At 61.6% G+C, this 19,510-nt stretch carries 21 protein-coding genes and 2 tRNA genes; 9 read left to right on the top strand and 14 right to left on the bottom strand.

Annotation, left to right across the window (positions count from 1 at the left end):
- Positions 1–4: 4 nt before the first annotated feature.
- The 11 genes from nuoG to AB7783_RS06025 form a co-directional block, all read right to left on the bottom strand.
- Positions 5–2,074 (bottom strand): NADH-quinone oxidoreductase subunit NuoG, encoded by a 2,070-nt coding sequence (nuoG, locus tag AB7783_RS06075; RefSeq protein ID WP_441279644.1) that lies wholly within the window; start codon positions 2,072–2,074, stop codon positions 5–7.
- Between the two features lie 11 nt (positions 2,075–2,085).
- Positions 2,086–3,411, bottom strand: a complete 1,326-nt coding sequence (gene nuoF / locus AB7783_RS06070; RefSeq protein WP_068730888.1) for an NADH-quinone oxidoreductase subunit NuoF — start codon at positions 3,409–3,411, stop codon at positions 2,086–2,088.
- Positions 3,412–3,422: 11 nt separating this feature from the next.
- Entirely contained in the window at positions 3,423–3,638 is a 216-nt protein-coding gene (locus tag AB7783_RS06065) for a hypothetical protein (RefSeq protein ID WP_089264560.1), read from the bottom strand.
- A complete protein-coding gene (gene nuoE, locus AB7783_RS06060) occupies positions 3,635–4,441 on the bottom strand; it encodes an NADH-quinone oxidoreductase subunit NuoE (RefSeq protein ID WP_120290027.1) in 807 nt (268 codons plus the stop codon). Before nuoE ends, AB7783_RS06065 begins: the two co-directional genes overlap by 4 nt.
- 10 nt (positions 4,442–4,451) lie before the next feature.
- Entirely contained in the window at positions 4,452–5,420 is a 969-nt protein-coding gene (locus AB7783_RS06055; RefSeq protein ID WP_439071511.1) for an FkbM family methyltransferase, read from the bottom strand.
- Positions 5,417–6,610, bottom strand: a complete 1,194-nt coding sequence (locus AB7783_RS06050) for an NADH-quinone oxidoreductase subunit D (protein WP_089264562.1) — start codon at positions 6,608–6,610, stop codon at positions 5,417–5,419. Before AB7783_RS06050 ends, AB7783_RS06055 begins: the two co-directional genes overlap by 4 nt.
- Entirely contained in the window at positions 6,607–7,221 is a 615-nt protein-coding gene (locus AB7783_RS06045) for an NADH-quinone oxidoreductase subunit C (RefSeq protein ID WP_115028617.1), read from the bottom strand. Before AB7783_RS06045 ends, AB7783_RS06050 begins: the two co-directional genes overlap by 4 nt.
- 26 nt (positions 7,222–7,247) lie before the next feature.
- Positions 7,248–7,835 (bottom strand): NuoB/complex I 20 kDa subunit family protein, encoded by a 588-nt coding sequence (locus AB7783_RS06040; RefSeq protein ID WP_089264564.1) that lies wholly within the window; start codon positions 7,833–7,835, stop codon positions 7,248–7,250.
- Entirely contained in the window at positions 7,826–8,191 is a 366-nt protein-coding gene (locus tag AB7783_RS06035) for an NADH-quinone oxidoreductase subunit A (protein ID WP_068730894.1), read from the bottom strand. The genes AB7783_RS06040 and AB7783_RS06035 overlap by 10 nt, the downstream gene beginning before the upstream one ends.
- 230 nt (positions 8,192–8,421) lie before the next feature.
- Positions 8,422–8,631 (bottom strand): hypothetical protein, encoded by a 210-nt coding sequence (locus AB7783_RS06030; RefSeq protein WP_089264565.1) that lies wholly within the window; start codon positions 8,629–8,631, stop codon positions 8,422–8,424.
- The gene (locus AB7783_RS06025; protein ID WP_441277115.1) at positions 8,619–8,810 is read right to left on the bottom strand and encodes a hypothetical protein; all 192 of its coding nucleotides are present in this window, start codon (positions 8,808–8,810) and stop codon (positions 8,619–8,621) included. The genes AB7783_RS06030 and AB7783_RS06025 overlap by 13 nt, the downstream gene beginning before the upstream one ends.
- A gap of 74 nt (positions 8,811–8,884) precedes the next feature.
- Between AB7783_RS06025 and AB7783_RS06020 the strand changes: the two genes are divergently transcribed.
- Complete coding sequence (locus AB7783_RS06020; protein ID WP_441277114.1) at positions 8,885–9,160, top strand: DUF3072 domain-containing protein; 276 nt, start codon at positions 8,885–8,887, stop codon at positions 9,158–9,160.
- Positions 9,161–9,269: 109 nt separating this feature from the next.
- On the opposite strand, the gene AB7783_RS06015 is transcribed toward AB7783_RS06020, so the two are convergent.
- Positions 9,270–9,346 (bottom strand) — tRNA-Asp (locus tag AB7783_RS06015).
- A 255-nt stretch (positions 9,347–9,601) separates the two neighbouring features.
- Here AB7783_RS06015 and AB7783_RS06010 point away from each other — a divergent pair.
- From AB7783_RS06010 to AB7783_RS05975, 8 genes are all read left to right on the top strand, one after another.
- Entirely contained in the window at positions 9,602–9,922 is a 321-nt protein-coding gene (locus AB7783_RS06010) for an HU family DNA-binding protein (protein WP_068730898.1), read from the top strand.
- A 96-nt stretch (positions 9,923–10,018) separates the two neighbouring features.
- Positions 10,019–11,278, top strand: a complete 1,260-nt coding sequence (pepT, locus tag AB7783_RS06005) for a peptidase T (RefSeq protein WP_441277113.1) — start codon at positions 10,019–10,021, stop codon at positions 11,276–11,278.
- Between the two features lie 53 nt (positions 11,279–11,331).
- Positions 11,332–12,585, top strand: a complete 1,254-nt coding sequence (locus tag AB7783_RS06000) for an FAD-dependent oxidoreductase (protein WP_441277112.1) — start codon at positions 11,332–11,334, stop codon at positions 12,583–12,585.
- Positions 12,586–12,664: 79 nt separating this feature from the next.
- A complete protein-coding gene (locus AB7783_RS05995; RefSeq protein WP_441277111.1) occupies positions 12,665–14,320 on the top strand; it encodes a DUF4166 domain-containing protein in 1,656 nt (551 codons plus the stop codon).
- A 146-nt stretch (positions 14,321–14,466) separates the two neighbouring features.
- Positions 14,467–15,201: a helix-turn-helix transcriptional regulator gene (locus AB7783_RS05990; protein WP_441277110.1), complete on the top strand. Its 735-nt coding sequence runs from the start codon at positions 14,467–14,469 to the stop codon at positions 15,199–15,201.
- An 82-nt stretch (positions 15,202–15,283) separates the two neighbouring features.
- Positions 15,284–15,898: an acyl-homoserine-lactone synthase gene (locus tag AB7783_RS05985; protein WP_158596803.1), complete on the top strand. Its 615-nt coding sequence runs from the start codon at positions 15,284–15,286 to the stop codon at positions 15,896–15,898.
- Positions 15,898–16,083: a hypothetical protein gene (locus AB7783_RS05980; RefSeq protein ID WP_089264572.1), complete on the top strand. Its 186-nt coding sequence runs from the start codon at positions 15,898–15,900 to the stop codon at positions 16,081–16,083. The genes AB7783_RS05985 and AB7783_RS05980 overlap by 1 nt, the downstream gene beginning before the upstream one ends.
- Before the next feature lie 98 nt (positions 16,084–16,181).
- Positions 16,182–16,258 (top strand) — tRNA-Val (locus tag AB7783_RS05975).
- Positions 16,259–16,274: 16 nt separating this feature from the next.
- Here AB7783_RS05975 and AB7783_RS05970 read toward each other — a convergent pair.
- Together AB7783_RS05970 and lon are read right to left on the bottom strand one after the other, a co-directional pair.
- The gene (locus AB7783_RS05970) at positions 16,275–16,691 is read right to left on the bottom strand and encodes a GFA family protein (RefSeq protein WP_441279643.1); all 417 of its coding nucleotides are present in this window, start codon (positions 16,689–16,691) and stop codon (positions 16,275–16,277) included.
- 97 nt (positions 16,692–16,788) lie between these two features.
- On the bottom strand, positions 16,789–19,215 hold the full coding sequence (lon, locus tag AB7783_RS05965; RefSeq protein ID WP_441277109.1) for an endopeptidase La: 2,427 nt from the start codon (positions 19,213–19,215) through the stop codon (positions 16,789–16,791).
- Between the last annotated feature and the right edge of the window lie 295 nt (positions 19,216–19,510).

Here is a 19,510-nt window from a genome sequence, read left to right as displayed (position 1 = left end):
CGGTTTACTCCGCCGCCGTCAGCATCTGGCCGGAGGCCAGGCGGGAGCATTCCGCCATGATGGCTGACGCACGCGCGATCGGGTTGGTCAGGTAGAAGTCCTCAACTGAGGCCTTGAACGGTGTCTTGTCGACGGTGCCGCCCTTGCCCGCAAGGGTCTTGATCGCACCGGCATCGCCGGCCTCGATCTGATCGATGCGCATCAGGTGCGGGGCAGCTTTGAAGATCGCTTGCCGCAAGGCAGCCAGCGAGTCGTAAGGCAGCTTGTGGCCGAGCACGTCGGACAATGCGCGGATCACCGCCCAGTCCTCGCGGGCATCGCCCGGCGGGAAACCGGCGCGTTCCGCCATCTGCACGCGGCCTTCGGTGTTGACGAAGATGCCGGACTTTTCGGTATAGGCCGCACCCGGCAGGATCACGTCGGCGCGATGCGCACCGCGGTCACCATGGGTGCCGATGTAGACGACGAAAGTGCCGTCAGCGACTTTCACGTCGTCGGCGCCGAGCGAGAACAGCACGTCGAGCGAACCGGCCGACGTCATCTGCGCGAGGCTCAGGCTGCCCGAGGTCGGCGCGAAGCCGATATCGAGCGCGCCGACCGTCGAGGCCGCCGTCTGCAGCACCGCAAAACCGTTCCAGCCGTCCTTGATAACACCGAAGTCCGAAGCGAGTTTGGCAGCCGCCGCCAGTACCGCAGCGCCATCGGCACGTGCGGCCACGCCGGCGCCAACCAGCACGATCGGGTGCTTGGCGTTCTTCAGCACATCGGCGAAAGCGTTCTTGCCGGCGGCGAGTTCGGCCAGCGAGTCCGTGCCGGCGCCGAGATAGTCGTAGCGATAGGTCAGATCGGCCTTCTCGCCGATCACGCCGACCTTCAATGCACCGGTGCGCCATGCCTTGCGGATGCGCGCGTTGAGAACGGCGGCTTCCTTGCGCGGATTGGCGCCCACGATCAGCAGCGCGTCGGCCTGCTCGATGCCGGCGATGGTCGGGTTGAAAATGTAGGACGCGCGGCCAGTGGCCGCATCGAAAGCGCCCGCGCTCTGGGTCGCCAGATTGGCCGACCCCATGCTTGCGAGCAGTTGCTTCAGTGCGAACATTTCCTCGACGGCGGCGAGATCGCCAGCGATGGCGCCGATCTTCTTGGTGCCGGCAACCTTCGCAGCGATGGCACTGAACGCTTCAGCCCAGGTCGCAGCGCGCAGCTTGCCGTTGTCGCGGATATAAGGACGATCGAGGCGCTGCGTGCGCAGGCCGTCGACGATGTGGCGCGTCTTGTCGGAAATCCATTCCTCGTTCACCGCCTCGTTGACCCGCGGCAAGATGCGCATCACTTCGCGGCCACGGGTATCGACGCGGATCGCCGAACCGACGGCATCCATGACATCGATGGACTGGGTCTTGCCGAGCTCCCAAGGACGCGCGGCGAAAGCGTAAGGCTTCGAGGTCAGCGCACCGACCGGGCAGATATCGACCAGGTTGCCCTGCAGTTCCGAGGTCAGCGCCGTTTCGAGGAACGAGGTGATTTCCATGTCCTCGCCGCGACCCGTGGCGCCCATTTCCGGCACGCCGCAGATCTCGGCGGCAAATCGGACGCAGCGCGTGCACTGGATGCAGCGGTTCATCGAGGTCTTGACCAGTGCGCCGAGATACTTGTCCTCGACGGCGCGCTTGTTTTCGGCAAAGCGCGACGTGTCGACGCCATAGCCCATCGCCTGATCCTGCAGATCGCACTCGCCGCCCTGATCGCAGATCGGGCAATCCAGCGGGTGGTTGATCAGCAGGAATTCCATCACGCCTTCGCGTGCCTTCTTGACCATCGGCGAACGGGTCGAGATCTCCGGCGGTTCTCCCTTGGGACCAGGCCGGCAATCGCGCACGCCCCAGGCGCAGCTCGCGACCGGCTTCGGTCCGCCCTTCACTTCCACCAGACACATGCGGCAGTTACCGGCGATCGACAGGCGCTCGTGGTAGCAGAAGCGCGGGATTTCGGCGCCGGCGGCTTCACACGCCTGCAGCAGCGTGTATTCCGCGAGGACCTCGATCTCTTTGCCGTCGATGATCAGTTTCGTCATAGCCATGCGCCCTACTCCGCCGCGACCAGATGCGCGGGATCGAGGATGCCCTGATCGTCGAGCGTCGCCTTGCGGCTGAACTCTTCGATGCGGCGTTCGATCTCCGGGCGGAAGGCGCGGATCAGGCCCTGCACCGGCCACGCGGCGGCATCGCCGAGTGCGCAGATGGTGTGGCCTTCAACCTGCTTGGTGACTTCGAGCAGCATGTCGATCTCGCGCTTGTGAGCGCGGCCTTCGACCATGCGACTCAGCACGCGCCACATCCAGCCGGTGCCTTCACGGCACGGCGTGCACTGGCCGCAGCTCTCATGCTTGAAGAAGTAGCTGATGCGGGCAATCGCTGCGACGACATCGGTGGACTTGTCCATGACGATGACGCCGGCGGTGCCGAATGACGACTTCACCGCGCGTGTGCCGTCGAAATCCATGATGAGTTCTTCGCAATCCGCAGCCGGGATCAACGGGCACGATGCACCGCCCGGAATGATCGCAAGCAGATTGTCCCAACCGCCGCGAATGCCGCCGCCGTGTTTCTCGATCAGTTCACGGAACGGAATGCTCATCGCGTCCTCGACGACGCAGGGCGTGTTGACGTGGCCGGAGATGCCGTAAAGCTTGGTGCCGACATTGTTCGGACGGCCGATCGAGGCGAACCATGCCGCGCCGCGGCGCAGGATGTCCGGCGCAACAGCGATCGACTCGACGTTGTTCACCGTGGTCGGGCAGCCGTAGAGACCGACGTTGGCCGGGAATGGCGGCTTCAGGCGCGGCTGGCCCTTCTTGCCTTCAAGGCTTTCGAGCAGTGCAGTCTCTTCGCCGCAGATATAGGCGCCGGCACCGTGCGCGACATAGAGGTCGAACGGGAAGCCGTGGATGTTGTTCTTGCCGATCAAATTGGCCTCATAGGCCTGATCGATCGCCGCCTGCAGGTGCTCGCGCTCGCGGATGAATTCACCGCGCACATAGATGTAACCGACATGGGCGCCCATCGCGCAGCCGGCGATCAGGCAGCCTTCGACCAGCGTATGCGGATCGTGCCGCATGATCTCGCGATCCTTGCAGGTGCCGGGCTCGGACTCGTCGGCATTGACGACGAGATAGCTCGGGCGGCCGTCAGCATTGTCCTTCGGCATAAAGGACCACTTCATGCCCGTCGGGAAACCTGCACCGCCACGGCCACGGAGGCCCGACGCCTTCATCTCGTTGACGATCCAGTCGCGGCCCTTGTCGATGATGGCCTTCGTGCCATCCCAGCCGCCGCGACGGCGTGCGCCGGCGAGGCCCCAGTCGTCGAGGCCGTAGAGATTGCGGAAGATGCGGTCGTTGTCGTCGAGCATGGCTTCCTCGATCAGCGATTGGATTGCTTGTAGGCGAGCATCGCGGCGCAACCGCCGAACACAACGGCCCACAACAGACTGGATTCAAGCGTGGCGTTCAAAAAGAAGCGCTGCAGCGAGAAAATGAACGCAGCTGCGACCATCGTATGCAGTGCGATGTAGAGCCACTTGTTCATTGCCGCGTCCCCCGACAGCGTTGCAAATTTCATCGACAGCACGCGCGTCATTTCTTCGGCTCCTTGGGAGTCTTCGGCTCCTTAGAAGCGCCACCCTTCGGCGGATTGGTCTTGGTCGCGTCGGCCGCCGGCGGCTTCGGCGCCGGGCGCTCCTGCACATTGGCCGACTCGGTCTGCTTCTTCGGCTCGGCATCGGCGAGCGCGGGTTCCTTCGGCATATCCAGAACCTTCGTGTAAGTGGCGGCGCCACCGCTCGTCATCACGCGCGCGCCGCCTTCGGGCGCAGCAAACTGACGGCCGATCTGCGAACCCGGCTTCGGCGGCGTGCCGGCAGCGAAACCGTCGATCAGCTTGTTCATGCTCTCTTTGGTGAGGTCTTCGTAAGTGTCGCTCCAGATCATCGCCATCGGGGCGTTGACGCAGGCGCCGAGGCACTCGACCTCCTCCCAGCTGAAGTCGCCATCTGCGGACAGATGGAACGGGTCGTGATGGATGCGATGCTGACAGACGTCGATCAGATCGCCGGCGCCGCGCAGCATGCAAGGCGTGGTACCGCAGACCTGAATGTGAGCCTTCTTGCCGACCGGCTGCAACTGGAACTGGGTATAGAAGGTCGCGACTTCGAGCACGCGGATATAGGGCATTTCCAGCATGTCGGCGACGACGCGGATAGCTGCTTCCGACACCCAGCCGGCCTGCTGCTCCTGTGCGCGCCACAGGATCGCGATCACGGCCGATGCCTGACGGCCGGGCGGATAATGCGTGATCTGCTCTTTCGCCCACGCCAGATTCTCGGGCGTGAATTCAAACGAAGCGGGCTGAACTTCTTTCGGAGCCAAACGGCGGACGGACATGTCTAGTCTCTCAATGAGTGCGGCGCGCCGCGCTCGCATTCAGGCTGTTGATGCGGTCGAGCCAGAACGCACTCGATGTGCCAAACACGTTGTAGCCAACATGTGTGGACACCTTGATGCGATCGAGGATCGACAACTCGGTCACGGTTTCGAAACGGTTGGTGGCGGGATCATGCACGATCAGCTTGAGCGGCGTTTGATCCAGGATAAAGCGTGAGACGGTGTGATGCGGGTCATTGCCGTGCTCTTCGCACATGATGACCGAGTCGCCCTGCAGCAATCGTGCGCCGCCCTTGATGGCCTCGATCTCGACGCCTTCGACGTCGAGCTTGATCAGATATTTACCCGACATCGACACCTTGCCGTCGTCGAGCAGATTGTCGAGCGCGATCACCGGCACTTCCTCGCCGCCGGCATTGGGATCGCCGGCGATGCTGAAAGCTTCGTGCTTGGTGCCCGACAGATGTGCCGTGCCACGCTGCGAGCCGATCGCGCATTTGATGACGTCGAACCGGTCGCCATTGATCCTGGCGTTATTGGCGAGCTTGGCGAAATTGTCGAACGACGGCTCGATGGCGATCGCCTTGTGCGAGCCGAACGGTCCGCTCGACACCAGCACCGACCAGTATCCGTAATTCGCGCCGCAATCGAGCAGCGTGTAATCGACATCGATCGAGTTCCGGAACAACACCTCAAGCTCGTCTTCATAGGAGAAGGTGCGGTTGAGCAACTTGCTCCAGTAGCCGTCGCCGAACGGGAACGCGAACAGCGCATCCGCATTCAGCTTCACCACGAGATCGCGCGCCGGCAGCACAGTCCTGCGCATCAGATTGGCGCACATGTTGTAGCCGCGATGCGAGAACGACGACGAGATCTTCGAGCCAACCACCAGCGCACAGGCCATCGCACGTTCCCAGAGATTCACGCTCTGGAGAACGCCGGACGCCCGGTCAAACTGTATGGGAGGCGTCAGCGTCACCGATCGACCTCTCCGAACACGATGTCGAGCGAACCGAGAATGGCGGAGACGTCGGCGAGCAGATGGCCGCGGCACATGAAATCCATGGCCTGCAGATGAGCAAAGCCCGGCGCGCGGATCTTGCACTTGTACGGCTTGTTGCTGCCGTCGGAGACGAGATAGACGCCGAACTCGCCCTTCGGCGCTTCGACGGCAGCGTAGACTTCGCCTTCCGGCACGCGGAAGCCCTCAGTGTAGAGCTTGAAGTGATGGATCAGCGATTCCATCGAGCGCTTCATCTCGCCGCGACGCGGCGGGAAAATCTTGTTGTCTTCGACCGCAACGGCGCCCTGCCCGTCCGGCGCGCGCATCTTGGCGATGCACTGCTTCATGATCTTGGTCGACTGCCGCATCTCTTCGACGCGGATACAGTAACGATCGTAGCAGTCACCGTTCTTGCCGATCGGAACGTCGAAGTCCATTTCGGCGTAGCATTCATAAGGCTGCGACTTGCGCAAATCCCATGCAGCGCCCGAGCCGCGCACCATCACGCCGGAGAAGCCCCACTTCCAGGCGTCTTCCAGCGACACCACGCCGATATCGACGTTACGCTGTTTGAAAATACGATTGCCGGTGAGCAGCGTTTCGAGATCGTCGAGCACCTGCGGGAAGGCATCGCACCAGGCATCGATATCGTTGATCAGCTTGGGCGGCAGGTCCTGATGTACGCCGCCAATGCGGAAGAACGCGGCATGCATGCGCGAGCCCGAGGCGCGCTCATAGAACACCATCAGTTTTTCGCGCTCTTCGAAGCCCCACAGCGGCGGGGTCAGCGCGCCGACGTCCATCGCCTGCGTGGTGATGTTGAGAAGATGCGACAGGATGCGGCCGATTTCGGAATACAGCACGCGGATCAACTGGCCGCGGCGCGGCACGGTGACGCCGAGCAGCTTTTCGGCGGCCAGACAGAATGCGTGTTCCTGGTTCATCGGCGCGACGTAATCGAGCCGGTCGAAATACGGGATCGCCTGCAGATAGGTCTTCTGCTCGATCAGCTTCTCGGTGCCGCGGTGAAGCAGGCCGATATGCGGATCGACGCGCTCGACGACTTCACCGTCGAGCTCCAGCACCAGGCGGAGCACGCCGTGCGCGGCCGGATGCTGCGGTCCGAAATTGATCGTGAAATTGCGAACGTTGGGTTGTTCGGTCATGGCTTGACCTCTGCCTTCTCGTCACCGGGCAACACGGGATAATCCGCGCCTTCCCAGGGCGAGAGGAAATCGAATTTGCGGAATTCCTGGTTGAGCCGAACCGGCTCGTAAACCACCCGCTTCTCCTGGTCGTCGTAACGAACCTCGACGAAGCCTGTGAGCGGGAAGTCCTTGCGCAGCGGATGGCCGTCGAACCCGTAATCGGTCAGCAGACGGCGCATGTCGGGATGGCCGACAAAGATCACGCCATAGAGGTCATAGGCTTCGCGCTCGAACCAGTCTGCGCCGGGAAACACCGAAATGATCGACGGCACCTGCGTCGTCTCGGAGGCCAGAGCCTTGAGGCGAATGCGGGTGTTCAATGTCGGCGACATCAGATGATAGACGACATCGAAGCGCTTCTCGCGCCCCGGGTAATCGACAGCCGTCGCATCGGTGAAATTGACGAAGCGGCAGCGCGGATCGTCACGCAGGAACTGCGCGACCTCGACGATCTTCGATGTTTCCACCGCAATCGTCAGCTGGCCGAACGCCACCTCATGCGCGAGTGCGGCACCCGGCAGGGCGCCGACAATCGTCTGACCCAGTGTGTCGAGCCTCACATCGTCCATGACAAAGCCTTAAGCGTTCGCGAGTCTTAGCGTTCAATCGTGCCGGTGCGGCGGATCTTCTTCTGCAGCAGCAGCACGCCGTAGAGAAGCGCTTCTGCGGTGGGCGGGCAGCCCGGGACATAGATGTCGATCGGCACGATACGGTCGCAGCCCCGAACCACCGAATACGAGTAGTGATAGTAGCCGCCGCCATTGGCGCAGGAGCCCATCGAGATGACGTAACGCGGCTCCGGCATCTGGTCATAGACCTTGCGCAGCGCCGGGGCCATCTTGTTGGTCAGCGTGCCGGCGACGATCATCACGTCGGACTGACGCGGCGAGGCGCGCGGCGCGAAGCCGAAGCGTTCGACGTCGTAACGCGGCATCGACACCTGCATCATCTCGACCGCGCAGCAGGCGAGACCGAAGGTCATCCACATCAGCGAGCCGGTGCGCGCCCAGGTGATCAGATCGTCGGTCGCGGCGACGAAGAAGCCCTTGTCGGACAGCTCGGCATTGACCTCGAGAAAATACGGATCGTTCGCGCCGACCGGCTTGCCGGTGGACGGATCGATGATGCCTTTCGGCGCCTGCGCGATCGCGGGAGCCGAGGCTATGACTGGGCTCAATCCCATTCGAGCGCGCCTTTCTTCCATTCGTAGGCGAAACCGATGGTGAGCACGCCAAGAAACACGATCATCGACCAGAAGCCGGTTGCGCCAAGCTTGCCGAAGGCCACTGCCCACGGAAACAGAAAGGCGACTTCCAGATCGAAGATGATGAAGAGAATCGCCACCAGATAGAACCGCACATCGAACTTCATGCGCGCATCGTCAAAAGCGTTGAATCCGCATTCATAGGCGGACAGCTTTTCCGGATCTGGCTGCTGGTAGGCGACGAGAAATGGCGCGATCAGCAAGGCCAGACCGATGACGGATGCGATGCCGATAAAGACCACAAGTGGGAGATAATTATGCAAGATGCCGTTCATCGGCGAGCCTTACTCCTGCGGCCCTGACTTTGCCACAGATTCGAACATTGGAATGGTTCTGAGGCTTAGCGCAGCGCAACAAGCCATGCAAGACAAGGGATGTTGACAGTTTCATGCTCTGCCATGCGCGGCGCGACGATTGAAACGCAACCTTGCCGATGCATCGCCGGCTGCGACAAACTTCCACAGATTCTCAAACATCCGGCATGACTTCTCAACCGCCGGGACCGTCAAACCTCGCCCGTCGGCGGGTCGGACCTGACGTTCCTTCCCTGCCACAACATGCCATCCAGTTCGGCGCGTTTCCGTACCAACAGCAACTCCGCGGCGGCGTTGTCCATGCCCGCCTGTCGCAACAGGCGGATCGCCGCGCCGAGCTCGGCGATCTGCGCCCGCAATGTGATGATCCTGAGTTGCGGCGGTTCGCTCACGCCAGACATGCCAGCGCCTCACGCTCCGCAATGAGCACCAGCAGGTCGGCCTGCATCCGCCGCAGGCGCGTGGAGGCATTGGCACAGTCCAGCCCGGCATTGGTCAGCAGCCGGATATCCGACTGCCCCCCTTTCATCTGGTAGCGCAGCCGGGCGATTCTGAAATTCAGGTTGGCGAGCTTGGTCATTTGCGCTATAGAACAAAAAGAGAACAAATTGACAAGCCATTGTTTCGACCCAGATCGGATTTTTGGAGGTTCCCATGACCCTTGCTTTGAAGGCCCTGGCTTTGAAGACCCCGGCTTTGAACACCCGCGGTGAGATCGTCGTCCCCGCGGGTGCCCCATCGGTATCGTCGTATGAGAGCCTGCCGGATCGCCTCTCCGGCCCGATGACCCGCGGCCAGGCGCTGACGCTGAAATCGCTGGCGATCGAGGCCTATCAGCCCAAACAATTCGAAAAGGACCTGACGCGCGCTGAAGCCGCGCGGCGAATCGAGGCGCTGAAGCAGGAAATCGCGCTCGCAGATTCGTTCTGAGCGCCGGCACGTCAAATGCCGCGCGAGACGTCTGCAACTCTATAGTTCTCTTGAGGAAACTTGTGGGGACGACCGCGGATGGACCTGAATCCCGCCATTCCCGATGGAATGGCGCGAGAGACGGGACTCGAACCCGCGACCTCTGCCGTGACAGGGCAGCGCTCTAACCAACTGAGCTACTCCCGCGTGGATCGTCTGCAATCCCGCAGTGGGGCTGGACATAAAGGGACGTCCTTTTGAAGTCAAGGACGTTGCAGAACCATTCCCGGGGACATCACAAGAAGGCGTCACTGCAGGCTTTGCGAGAAGGCCGTTTTAAGGCCGGAAATGCAAATAAGCCCCTGTTTGCAGGCAAAACAGCGGGGCGGCATCGCTCCGAATCGTTTAAGCCCTGCTGCGTCACAGGTTTAAGACAGACCACCAACGAGAAGGGCCAGATTCATGGCAAAAGCTGCAACCACCACCGCCGCGAAAGCGGCCACTCCTCCCACCATCACGCTGAAGCATCTCGCCGCGGCCCTGGCTGAAGATCACGAGCTGTCGAAGAAGAAGGCCGAAGAAATCCTCGGTGACATGGTGGAGCGCATCACCAACCATCTCAAGAATGGCGAGCGTATCCGCATCGTCGGCCTTGGCATCCTTCAGGTCCGCAAGCGCGCCGCCCGCATGGGTCGCAACCCGGCGACCGGCGAGCAGATCGAGATCGCGGCCAGCAAGAAGGTCGCGTTCCGGCCGGCCAAGGAACTCAAGGAAGCCGTCTGATCGACCGCTTGAACTTCTCATTCCGGGCCGCGTCCTCGTGACGGCCCGGAATGAAACTTCTAAGCTGTGAGGACTTCTGCAATCAGATGGTGCCCTTTGACAGCAACTCCCCCCTTCGATTTCGCCCATGATGTGACTGCGTGCTTCCTGCGCTATGTGGTGATCGACACCCAGTCCGACCCCGCCTCCCCCACCTGCCCATCGACCGAAAAGCAGAAGGATCTCGGCCGCGTACTCGCGCAGGAGCTGCGGGACCTGGGGCTCAGGGACGCGCATCTCGACGAGCATGGCTATGTCTATGCGACGATCCCCGCGACATCGGACAAGAAAGTGCCGGTGATATGCTTCTGCTCGCATATGGACACTTCGCCCGACTGCAGTGGCAAGGACGTCAAACCACAGATCGTCAAGAACTATCGGGGCGGCGATATCGTGCTGCCGGTGGACACAACGCAGGTCATCCGCGTCGCCGACAATCCGGCGCTGAAGGACCAGATCGGCCATGACATCATCACCACCGACGGCACCACTTTGCTGGGCGCCGACAACAAGGCCGGCCTTGCCGAGATCATGGATGCGGCACGTTTCCTGGTTGCCAATCCACAGATCAGGCACGGCACCATCAAGATCCTCTTCACGCCCGATGAAGAGATCGGCCGCGGCGTCGACAAGGTCGACCTGACAAAGCTGGGCGCCGACTTCGCCTACACCATGGATGGCGAGACCGCCGGCTATGTCGAAGACGAGACTTTCTCGGCCGACGGTGCCGTCATCACCATCGAAGGCGTCAGCGCGCATCCCGGCTTTGCCAAGGGCAAGATGGAGCACGCCATCAAGATCGCCGCCGCAATCGTCGAGCGACTGCCGAAAGACACCTGTTCGCCTGAGACCACCGACGGCAAGCAAGGCTTCCTGCATCCGATCGGCATTTCTGGCGCGCTTGAAAAAGCGACGCTCAGTCTGATCGTGCGCGACTTCACAGATGACGGCCTTGCCGAGAAGGAAGCGCTGCTGCAATCCATCGTCGACGACGTGATGACGGCCTATCCGCATTCGACGGCAACGCTCGAGATCAAGCAGCAATACCGCAACATGAAGCAGGTGATCGACCGCTATCCGCAGATGGTCGAATACGCCGTGGAAGCGATCCAGCGCGCCGGGCTCAAACCCGTCCGCAGCAGCATCCGCGGCGGCACCGACGGATCGCGGCTGTCCTTCATGGGCCTGCCCTGCCCCAATATCTTCGCCGGCGAACACGCCTTCCATGGCCGTACCGAATGGGTCAGCGTTCAGGACATGGAAAAAGCCGTGCAGACCATCGTGCATCTCGCGATAATCTGGGAAGAAAAAGCGTGATGATGGCGCGTCTCTGTCCCGCCAGTTCGTCGTCACTGATCGTGCGCTAAACCATGCGCGCTCCGCTCGACGTCGCGATCATCGGTGCGGGCGTCGCGGGACTTGCGGCCGCGACGCTGCTGACGCGTGCCGGTCATCGCGTGGTCGTTCATGAGCGCTTCGAGACGTCGCGGCCGCTCGGTTCGGGCCTGATGCTGCAGCCAACCGGTCTGGCGGCTCTGGACCGGCTCGGACTTCGCGGTTCGATCGAGGCGCTAGGCGCGCGCATCGGGCGCCTACACGGCATCACCGAACGCGGTGGCACGATCTTCGATCTGCTCTATGCCGACCTTGCGCCGGAATTCTACGCAATCGGCATTCACCGTGCCGCGCTGCACGGTGAATTGTGGGCTGCCTTCGCGCGATCGGGCGCGGCGCTGGAAACCGGCAGGCTTATCGTCGATATCGAGGCGCGCGCCGACGGGCGCTCGTCGCTACAAGACGAAGATGGCCGCAGCGGACCAGGCTTCGATCTTGTCATCGACGCATCAGGGGCGCGGTCGCGTTTCCGTCCGCTGGTGTCGCAAGCGGCCGCGCAGGATTTCAGCTACGGCGCTGTATGGGCTGCAGTCCCCGATATCGGCATCGCCGACGGCCAACTGGCGCAGCGTTACGTCGCTGCACGGATCATGATCGGCTATCTGCCGGTCGGCCGCGCGTTGCCCGGTGGGCCGCCGCTGGCGGCATTGTTCTGGAGCCTAAAACTCGGAGATTATCCGCAATGGCGCGATGGTTTCGAACCATGGCGCGAACAGATCGTAAAATTGTGGCCTGCGCTTGCGCCGGTCGTTGCCGGCTTAACCAGTCCAGATGACCTCACGCTGGCGACTTATGTGCACTACACGGCACGAAAGCCGTTCAAGGGCGCGCTGGCCCTGATCGGCGATTCAGCGCACGCCACGTCGCCGCAACTCGGCCAGGGCGCCAACAACGCATTGCTCGACGCACTGGCGCTGGCCGATGCGCTTGCGTCTTGCACCGATGTGCCATCGGCACTCGCGCGTTACGCACAGGTTCGACGCGCTCATGTCCGTTTCTATCAGCTGGCGAGCCGAGTGATGACACCGTTCTTTCAATCGGATTCCGGCACGCTGGCTTTGGTGCGTGACCTCACCTTTGATCGCGCCGCGAAGTCGCCTTATCTACGCCGACACATGCTGCACACACTTGCGGGTCTCAAGACCGGTATTTTAACGCACCGCTTACCCAGTGATCTGGCCGGCGATTCCGCTGTCGGCTTCGACCAGGCTGCCAATGCAGCCATTTGAACGCAGCGTGTTGCTGGTCGGAGCCACAGGCGCTTTCGGCGAGCGGCTTGCGGCAGGTCTCATCCGGTCCGGCATCGCCGTGATCGCGGTCGCGCGCAACACCGCGCGGTTGGAAAAACTCGCTCAGCAGCTCGGCACGCAAATATCAATCGAGGCCTGCGAGCGCAGCCGCATCGACACGCCGTTCTTGAATGCCCTCCGTAGCCGCTATCCCGGTGTCTATGCCGTCGCAGACTCGTCCGGCCCGTTTCAGGCCAGCGACGATCGCTTGCCTCGCGCGGCCATCGGTGCCGGCCTTCACTATGTCGACCTTGCTGATGCCCGCGATTTCGTAGGCCATATCGGCAACCTCGACCAGGATGCCCGCTCGGCGGGGGTTGCCGTATTGTCAGGCGCAAGTTCGACGCCCGCACTGTCGCATGCGGCCCTCGACAGGTTGTTGGCCGACGCGCGCGCGGTCATCTCGATCGACGTCAGCATTGCGCCGGGCAACCGGGCTCCACGCGGGCTGAGCGTGGTCAAGGCCATCCTCTCCACGGTAGGCCAACCGGTCCGCGTGTTTCGCAGCGGTCGCTGGAGTGAATATGCCGGCTGGAGCCTTGGCAAAAAGGTGACGTTGCCTGGCATTGGCAGTCGTCCTGTCGCATTATGCGAAACGCCTGATCTCGATCTCCTCGTCTCGCGCTATCATCCCAAGGCAGATGCCATCTTTCGCGCCGGTCTTGAACTCGGTCTATTGCACTACGGCGTTGCCGCTCTCGGACTGTTCGTCCGTCTCGGCCTTATCAAGACGCTCACCCCATTGGCACGACCGCTGCGCGCTATCGCCGATCTTCTAAAGCCCTTCGGCTCCGACCGCGGCGGCATGCGGATCGATGCACTCCTCATCAACGACAAAGGCGATCTTGCACGTCGGGTCTGGACGCTATCGGCAAATGCAGGCGTCGGCCCCTATATCCCGACGTTACCGGCGCTCGCGGCGCTGAAGATGCTCGCTGATAACAGTCTATCGTGGCGCGGCGCTGCGGCATGTGCCGGCATCATTCCGTACGACGTCATTGCTGCTGAGTTTGCCCATCACGGCATCACGGCAGAGCAATCCGAGACGGCGGCGCCACCGCCTCTAATGAAACGACTGCTCGGCGCCGACTATGACACTTTGCCTGCCGCCATCCGCGATAGCCACGACGTGAGTGGCGTTCTCGTGCTCGAAGGCCGTGCCGATGCGACCAGTCCTGATGGGATCATCACTGCTATGTTTTCACGTGTATTTCGCTTTCCGCGCGGCGGCACGAACATGCCGCTGCGCGTAGAAATGCGCAGCGAGAACGACGGGTCGGAAACCTGGACCCGGATCTATCCCGATGTGACGATGCGCTCGAACTTGCGCAACGTCGATCCGTTCACGCATTGTCTGGACGAGGTGTTCGGGCCAGTCGCCATCAGACTGGAATGGAAAGCGACGGATTCGAATCTGACGCTGCACATCGTCGGTGCACGGCTTCTCGGACTTCCCTTGCCGTCCATCCTGCAACCCCGCTCCAGCGCCCGCGAAAGCGTGGACAACAACGGCCGTTTCCATTTCGATGTGGATATCGCGATGCCATTGGTTGGCTCGATCGTCAGATACAAAGGGTATTTGACCCCCCGCTGCGCTAAGCTAGGTAGCCTTTCCGGTAACTGGGAACCACTAAACATAACTATCATGAGGCCGCCCAAGCCGCATCATTCGTGACGGAACGGTGTATAGTTGTGGTGTCAATCGAATGGCGAATTGCGCGCCGTGACGGCGACGATATCCTCCCCAGTACATATTATAAATTATAACAAGAATAATTTCCCAAAAACATAGCTCCATTTCAGCTGATATGCAGGCGCGCCATGGGGTCATTCAAAGGCAAGCATTTTCAGACCGCTTTATCGGCCATCGAAAGCATTGCCAATGCCGCCTCCATGTCTGCGGTTGGCGATGTCGTGGCCGCTACGGCCAAATCGTTCGGCTACAACCACATCTGCTTTCTGGCCTCGACCGGCGTCAACCAACCGTTCGAAGATCGCGTGTTGCTGAAAGTATGGCCCAAGCCATGGGCCGAACAATATAGCGCGTCCAATTTCTATGCCTCGGATCCCGTTGCGCCGCGGATCCGCCGGCAACCCGAGCTGTTCACCTGGTCCGACATCCGGCTCGATGAGGTCAGCCCGACATCACGGACCATCATGGAGATCGCGTCTGTCGATTACGGATTGAAGTTCGGCCTCTGCGCACCGGTGCACGGCATGAACGGCTATCAGGCCGGCCTCTCGCTGGCAGGCTACGAAGTCGAAAATACCGAGGACGCGCACGGCGCCATCGAGCTCGTCACGATGTATGCGTTCAACCGCTTTGCAACGCTTCGCTCTCATCAGCGTGCGAAGTTGATCGCCCTCACCTTGCGGGAGCGCGAGGTCGTCAGCTGGGTCGCTGCCGGAAAGACCGCCTGGGATACGAGCGTCATTCTCGGTATCTCCGAGGATACGGTGAACAAGACTGTCACCGCTGCCATGCACAAGTTGAATGCGCATACGCGCGCGCAGGCCGTGGCCGAGGCGATCACACAAGGACTGATCGCTTTCTGAATTGTCAATCCCCTGCCCACGGAATATCGCGACCAAACTCATCATGAGAACCCTCCACGCAGACGAGCGTGGAGAGCTTTTTATGATCGAGGTCATTCACAGCGGTAATGCTGGGCAGTTCGGCGATCTCCTGGACAAGCAATTTCGGTTACGGCACGAGGTCTTTGTCGGAGAGCGCGGCTGGACCGCCTTCGATGTCGATGGCGAGCACGAGAAAGACCAGTATGACGATGATGCAGCCGTCTATCTGGTCGCGGCCGACGACGCAGGCACTGTCGCAGGCGGCTTCCGGCTCTATCCAACCGTCTTGCCTCACATGCTCAGCGAGAATTTTGCGCAGCTTGTCGATGGCGCGCTGATCCAGCGCCGCGATGTGTTCGAGCTGACACGCTTTGCCATGCGCAAATCCGAACGCCGCAGCCATCACTATTTCGAACTGCTGCTCGCGATTCAGGAATATGGCCTGATGGAAGGCCTGTCCGGTTTCACCTCGGTCATCAATCCCTTGCGCATCCCGATTCTTCAGGGCTTCGGACTGGAGATCGAGCCGCTGGGATTGCCAGCCATGATCGATGGCGAGGCCACCATCGCCGTGCTGTTTCATGTCAGCGAAAAGTGTCTCGCCCGCGTCAGCAAGAGTGTCGCCATCAAAGACAGCGTCTTTGCACTGCCTCAGACATCCCGGCGGATCGCCTGATGCCGATGTCCCCCAATCAGTTCCAGGTCATTCAGGGCGGCAAGGACAGCGACGAACTGATCGTCACGATGCTGCAAGCTTTGCGGCTGGCAAACGCATGCGGGTCCGAGACGACCTATGATCTGCTGCGCATGGCGCTGTTGAACGAAGGCGTTCAACTCGCCAAGGTGCTGGCGGCGCGCTAGGCGAAACACCTGAGGGCGAGATCGGAATATCCGCGCGGGAACGCCTTGCCGCGACGGAGTGCTGGCGTTAAAGAGAGGCCGTGAGGGTGATTGCCCGAGGGCGGCTAGCTCAGCTGGTTAGAGCATCTCGTTTACACCGAGAGGGTCGGGAGTTCGAATCTCTCGCCGCCTACCACCACCTCCCTGGGCCGCTATGGATCGTTCGATCCCTTCGGCCGCGCTGGCAGTTCCGCAAGATCATGAATCCAGGGCGCGGCTGACCGGCACCAGATCTGACGTCGTGGCGGCAGCTCGGCGCGCTGGCGGATACTACCCCAGCGAATACCCCACTCGTTATCCTCAGCCGCCTCGCCACTGGCGAATATCGGCGAGCCGCAGTCTCCGCAAAAGTGCTGGAGACGGTTGAGACCGTTGTCGCCGCGTTTGACGTAGACCTTCGGTGCACCGCCCGTCATCTCGATCGTGTCGGCCGGCGTCAGCACCGTGACGCGATAGGCCGAGCCGGTCATGGTCTGGCAATCCGTGCAATGGCAGATCGACACCCGCTGCGGATCGATTGTCGCGCGATAGCTGATGAAGCCGCAGTGGCACTGGCCGTCGATCTGCATCACGCCGTCTCCCGAACGATCTCCGAGCAACTGCGATCTTGCCATAAAAAAACGGCGCCCCGAAGGGCGCCGCTGATTGTTATCGAGGATGTCGACCTTAGTGGGCTGTCAGGCCGCTGCCAGCCTCTTCCGCGCCGTCGGCTTTCACCGGCAGCTTGGTGTCCTCTTCCCAGACGATCGCCTTGGGCGCCCGCACCAGGGCGTTGGCGATCACCTCGTCCATCCGGGCGACCGGGATGATATTCAGCCCGCCCTTGATGGCGTCGGAAATCTCGGTGAGATCCTTGGCATTGTCCTCGGGGATCAGCACCGTCTTGATGCCGCCGCGGGCCGCTGCCAACAACTTCTCCTTCAGACCACCGATCGGCAGGATCCTGCCGCGCAGCGTGATCTCGCCGGTCATGGCGACATCGTGCCGGATCGGAATGCCCGTGAGCACGGACACGATCGTCGTCGCCATCGCCACGCCTGCGGACGGACCGTCCTTCGGCGTTGCACCCTCGGGCACGTGGACGTGGATGTCGCGCCGCTCGAACAACGGCGGCTCGATCCCGAAGTTGATCGCACGCGAGCGGACGTAGGATGCCGCCGCCGAGATCGATTCCTTCATCACGTCGCGCAGGTTGCCGGTGACGGTCATGCGGCCCTTGCCGGGCATCATGACGCCTTCAATGGTGAGCAGCTCACCACCGACATCCGTCCAGGCCAGACCGGTGACGACACCGACCTGATCGTCGCTCTCGATCTCGCCGTAGCGATACTTCGCAACGCCCAGGAACTCTTCGAGATTCTTCTCGGTGACCTTCACCACCTTCTTCTTCGAGAGCATCAGCTCCTTCACAGCCTTGCGGGCCAGTGTGGAGAGCTCGCGCTCCAGATTACGCACGCCCGCTTCGCGGGTGTAGCGGCGGATCATCAAGAGCAAGGCGTCGTCGTCGATCGACCATTCCTTCGCATCCAGACCGTGCTTCGAGAGCGCGATCGGAATGAGATGCTTGCGGGCGATCTCGACCTTCTCGTTCTCCGTGTAGCCGGCGATCCGGATGATCTCCATACGATCCATCAGCGGGCCCGGAATATTCAGGGTGTTCGCCGTGGTGATGAACATCACGTTCGACAGATCGTAGTCGACCTCCAGATAGTGATCGGCGAAGGTGCCGTTCTGCTCGGGGTCGAGGACCTCAAGCAGAGCCGACGACGGATCGCCGCGGAAGTCAGCGCCCATCTTGTCGATCTCGTCCAGTAGGAACAGCGGATTCGTCGTCTTGGCCTTGCGCATCGACTGGATGATCTTGCCGGGCATCGAACCGATATAGGTCCGGCGATGTCCGCGGATCTCCGCCTCGTCACGCACGCCGCCGAGCGACACGCGCACGAACTCACGTCCGGTCGCCTTGGCGATCGACTTGCCGAGCGAGGTCTTCCCGACGCCGGGAGGACCGACGAGGCACAGGATCGGCCCGCTCAGCTTGTTGGCGCGCGTCTGCACCGCGAGATACTCGACGATGCGGTCCTTGACCTTCTCGAGCCCGTAGTGATCGTCATCCAGCACGGCCTGCGCCGCCGCGAGGTCCTTCTTGACCTTGGACTTCTTGCCCCACGGAATCGACAGCAGCCAGTCGAGATAGTTGCGCACGACGGTCGCTTCCGCGGACATCGGCGACATCTGGCGCAGCTTCTTCAGCTCATGCTGCGCCTTCTCGCGGGCTTCCTTCGACAGCTTGGTCTTGGCGATCTTCTCTTCGATGTCGGCCAGCTCGTCACGACCTTCGTCGTCGCCGAGCTCCTTCTGGATCGCCTTCATCTGCTCGTTGAGATAGTACTCGCGCTGGGTCTTCTCCATCTGGCGCTTGACGCGCGAGCGGATGCGCTTCTCGACCTGCAGCACCGAGATCTCGCTCTCCATCAGGCCGAGCACCTTCTCCAGGCGCGCTGTGACGGACAGCGTTTCCAGGATGCCCTGGCGATCCGCGATCTTGACGGCGAGATGCGACGCAACGGTGTCGCCGAGCTTGGCGAAATCAGTGATCGCCTGCACGACGCCGACGACTTCGGCGGAGATCTTCTTGTTGAGCTTCACATAGCTCTCGAAGTCCGAGACCACCGAACGCGACAGAGCTTCCGCCTCGACGCTCTTCGCATCGGTATCGGCCAGCGCGACTGCGGTCGCTTCGTAATATTCGGTGCGATCGGAATACTTCTCGACCTTGGCGCGCTCGAGCCCTTCCACCAGCACCTTCACGGTGCCGTCGGGAAGCTTCAAAAGCTGCAGCACGCTGGCGAGCGTACCGATCTCGTAAATCGAGTCCGGCGATGGATCATCGTCCGACGCATTCTTCTGCGTGGCGAGCATGATGAGCGCATCATTCTTCATCACCTCTTCGAGCGCGCGGATCGATTTCTCGCGGCCAACGAAGAGAGGCACGATCATGTGCGGGAAGACGACAATGTCGCGCAGCGGCAACACCGGATAGGAGTGGCTTTCGCCGTGAACAATGGTTGGCCGGGGTTTGGAGGCAGTCATGGCCCATTCCTTTTGCTGTGCCCCCTTGCAAGCAGTCCGCCCGATGGCGCAACCGCACAAGGTGCCGATTTTCCGTCTTTGCTCGGCCGTCTCAGGCTCTACGTGTCCGGATCGTTATGGCGAATCTTGAGGGAGATTTTGTGTTCGCCGAGAGCATTAGGTGGCTATGGGCCGGGGGGGTGTCAAGTCGCGGAAATACCCATGAACAAGGGCGGTATACAGAGCGTAGCTGCAACAAAATAGGCGGCTGCCGATCACCGGCAACCGCCTATTGAACTTAAGTCGATGGGCCCGA

This window comes from Tardiphaga sp. 172_B4_N1_3, from assembly GCF_052076035.1.
GTDB classification, from domain to species: Bacteria; Pseudomonadota; Alphaproteobacteria; order Rhizobiales; family Xanthobacteraceae; genus Tardiphaga; species Tardiphaga robiniae.
Note: the sequence above shows the minus strand (reverse complement) of the source record. Positions and strands in the feature narration are given on the sequence as shown.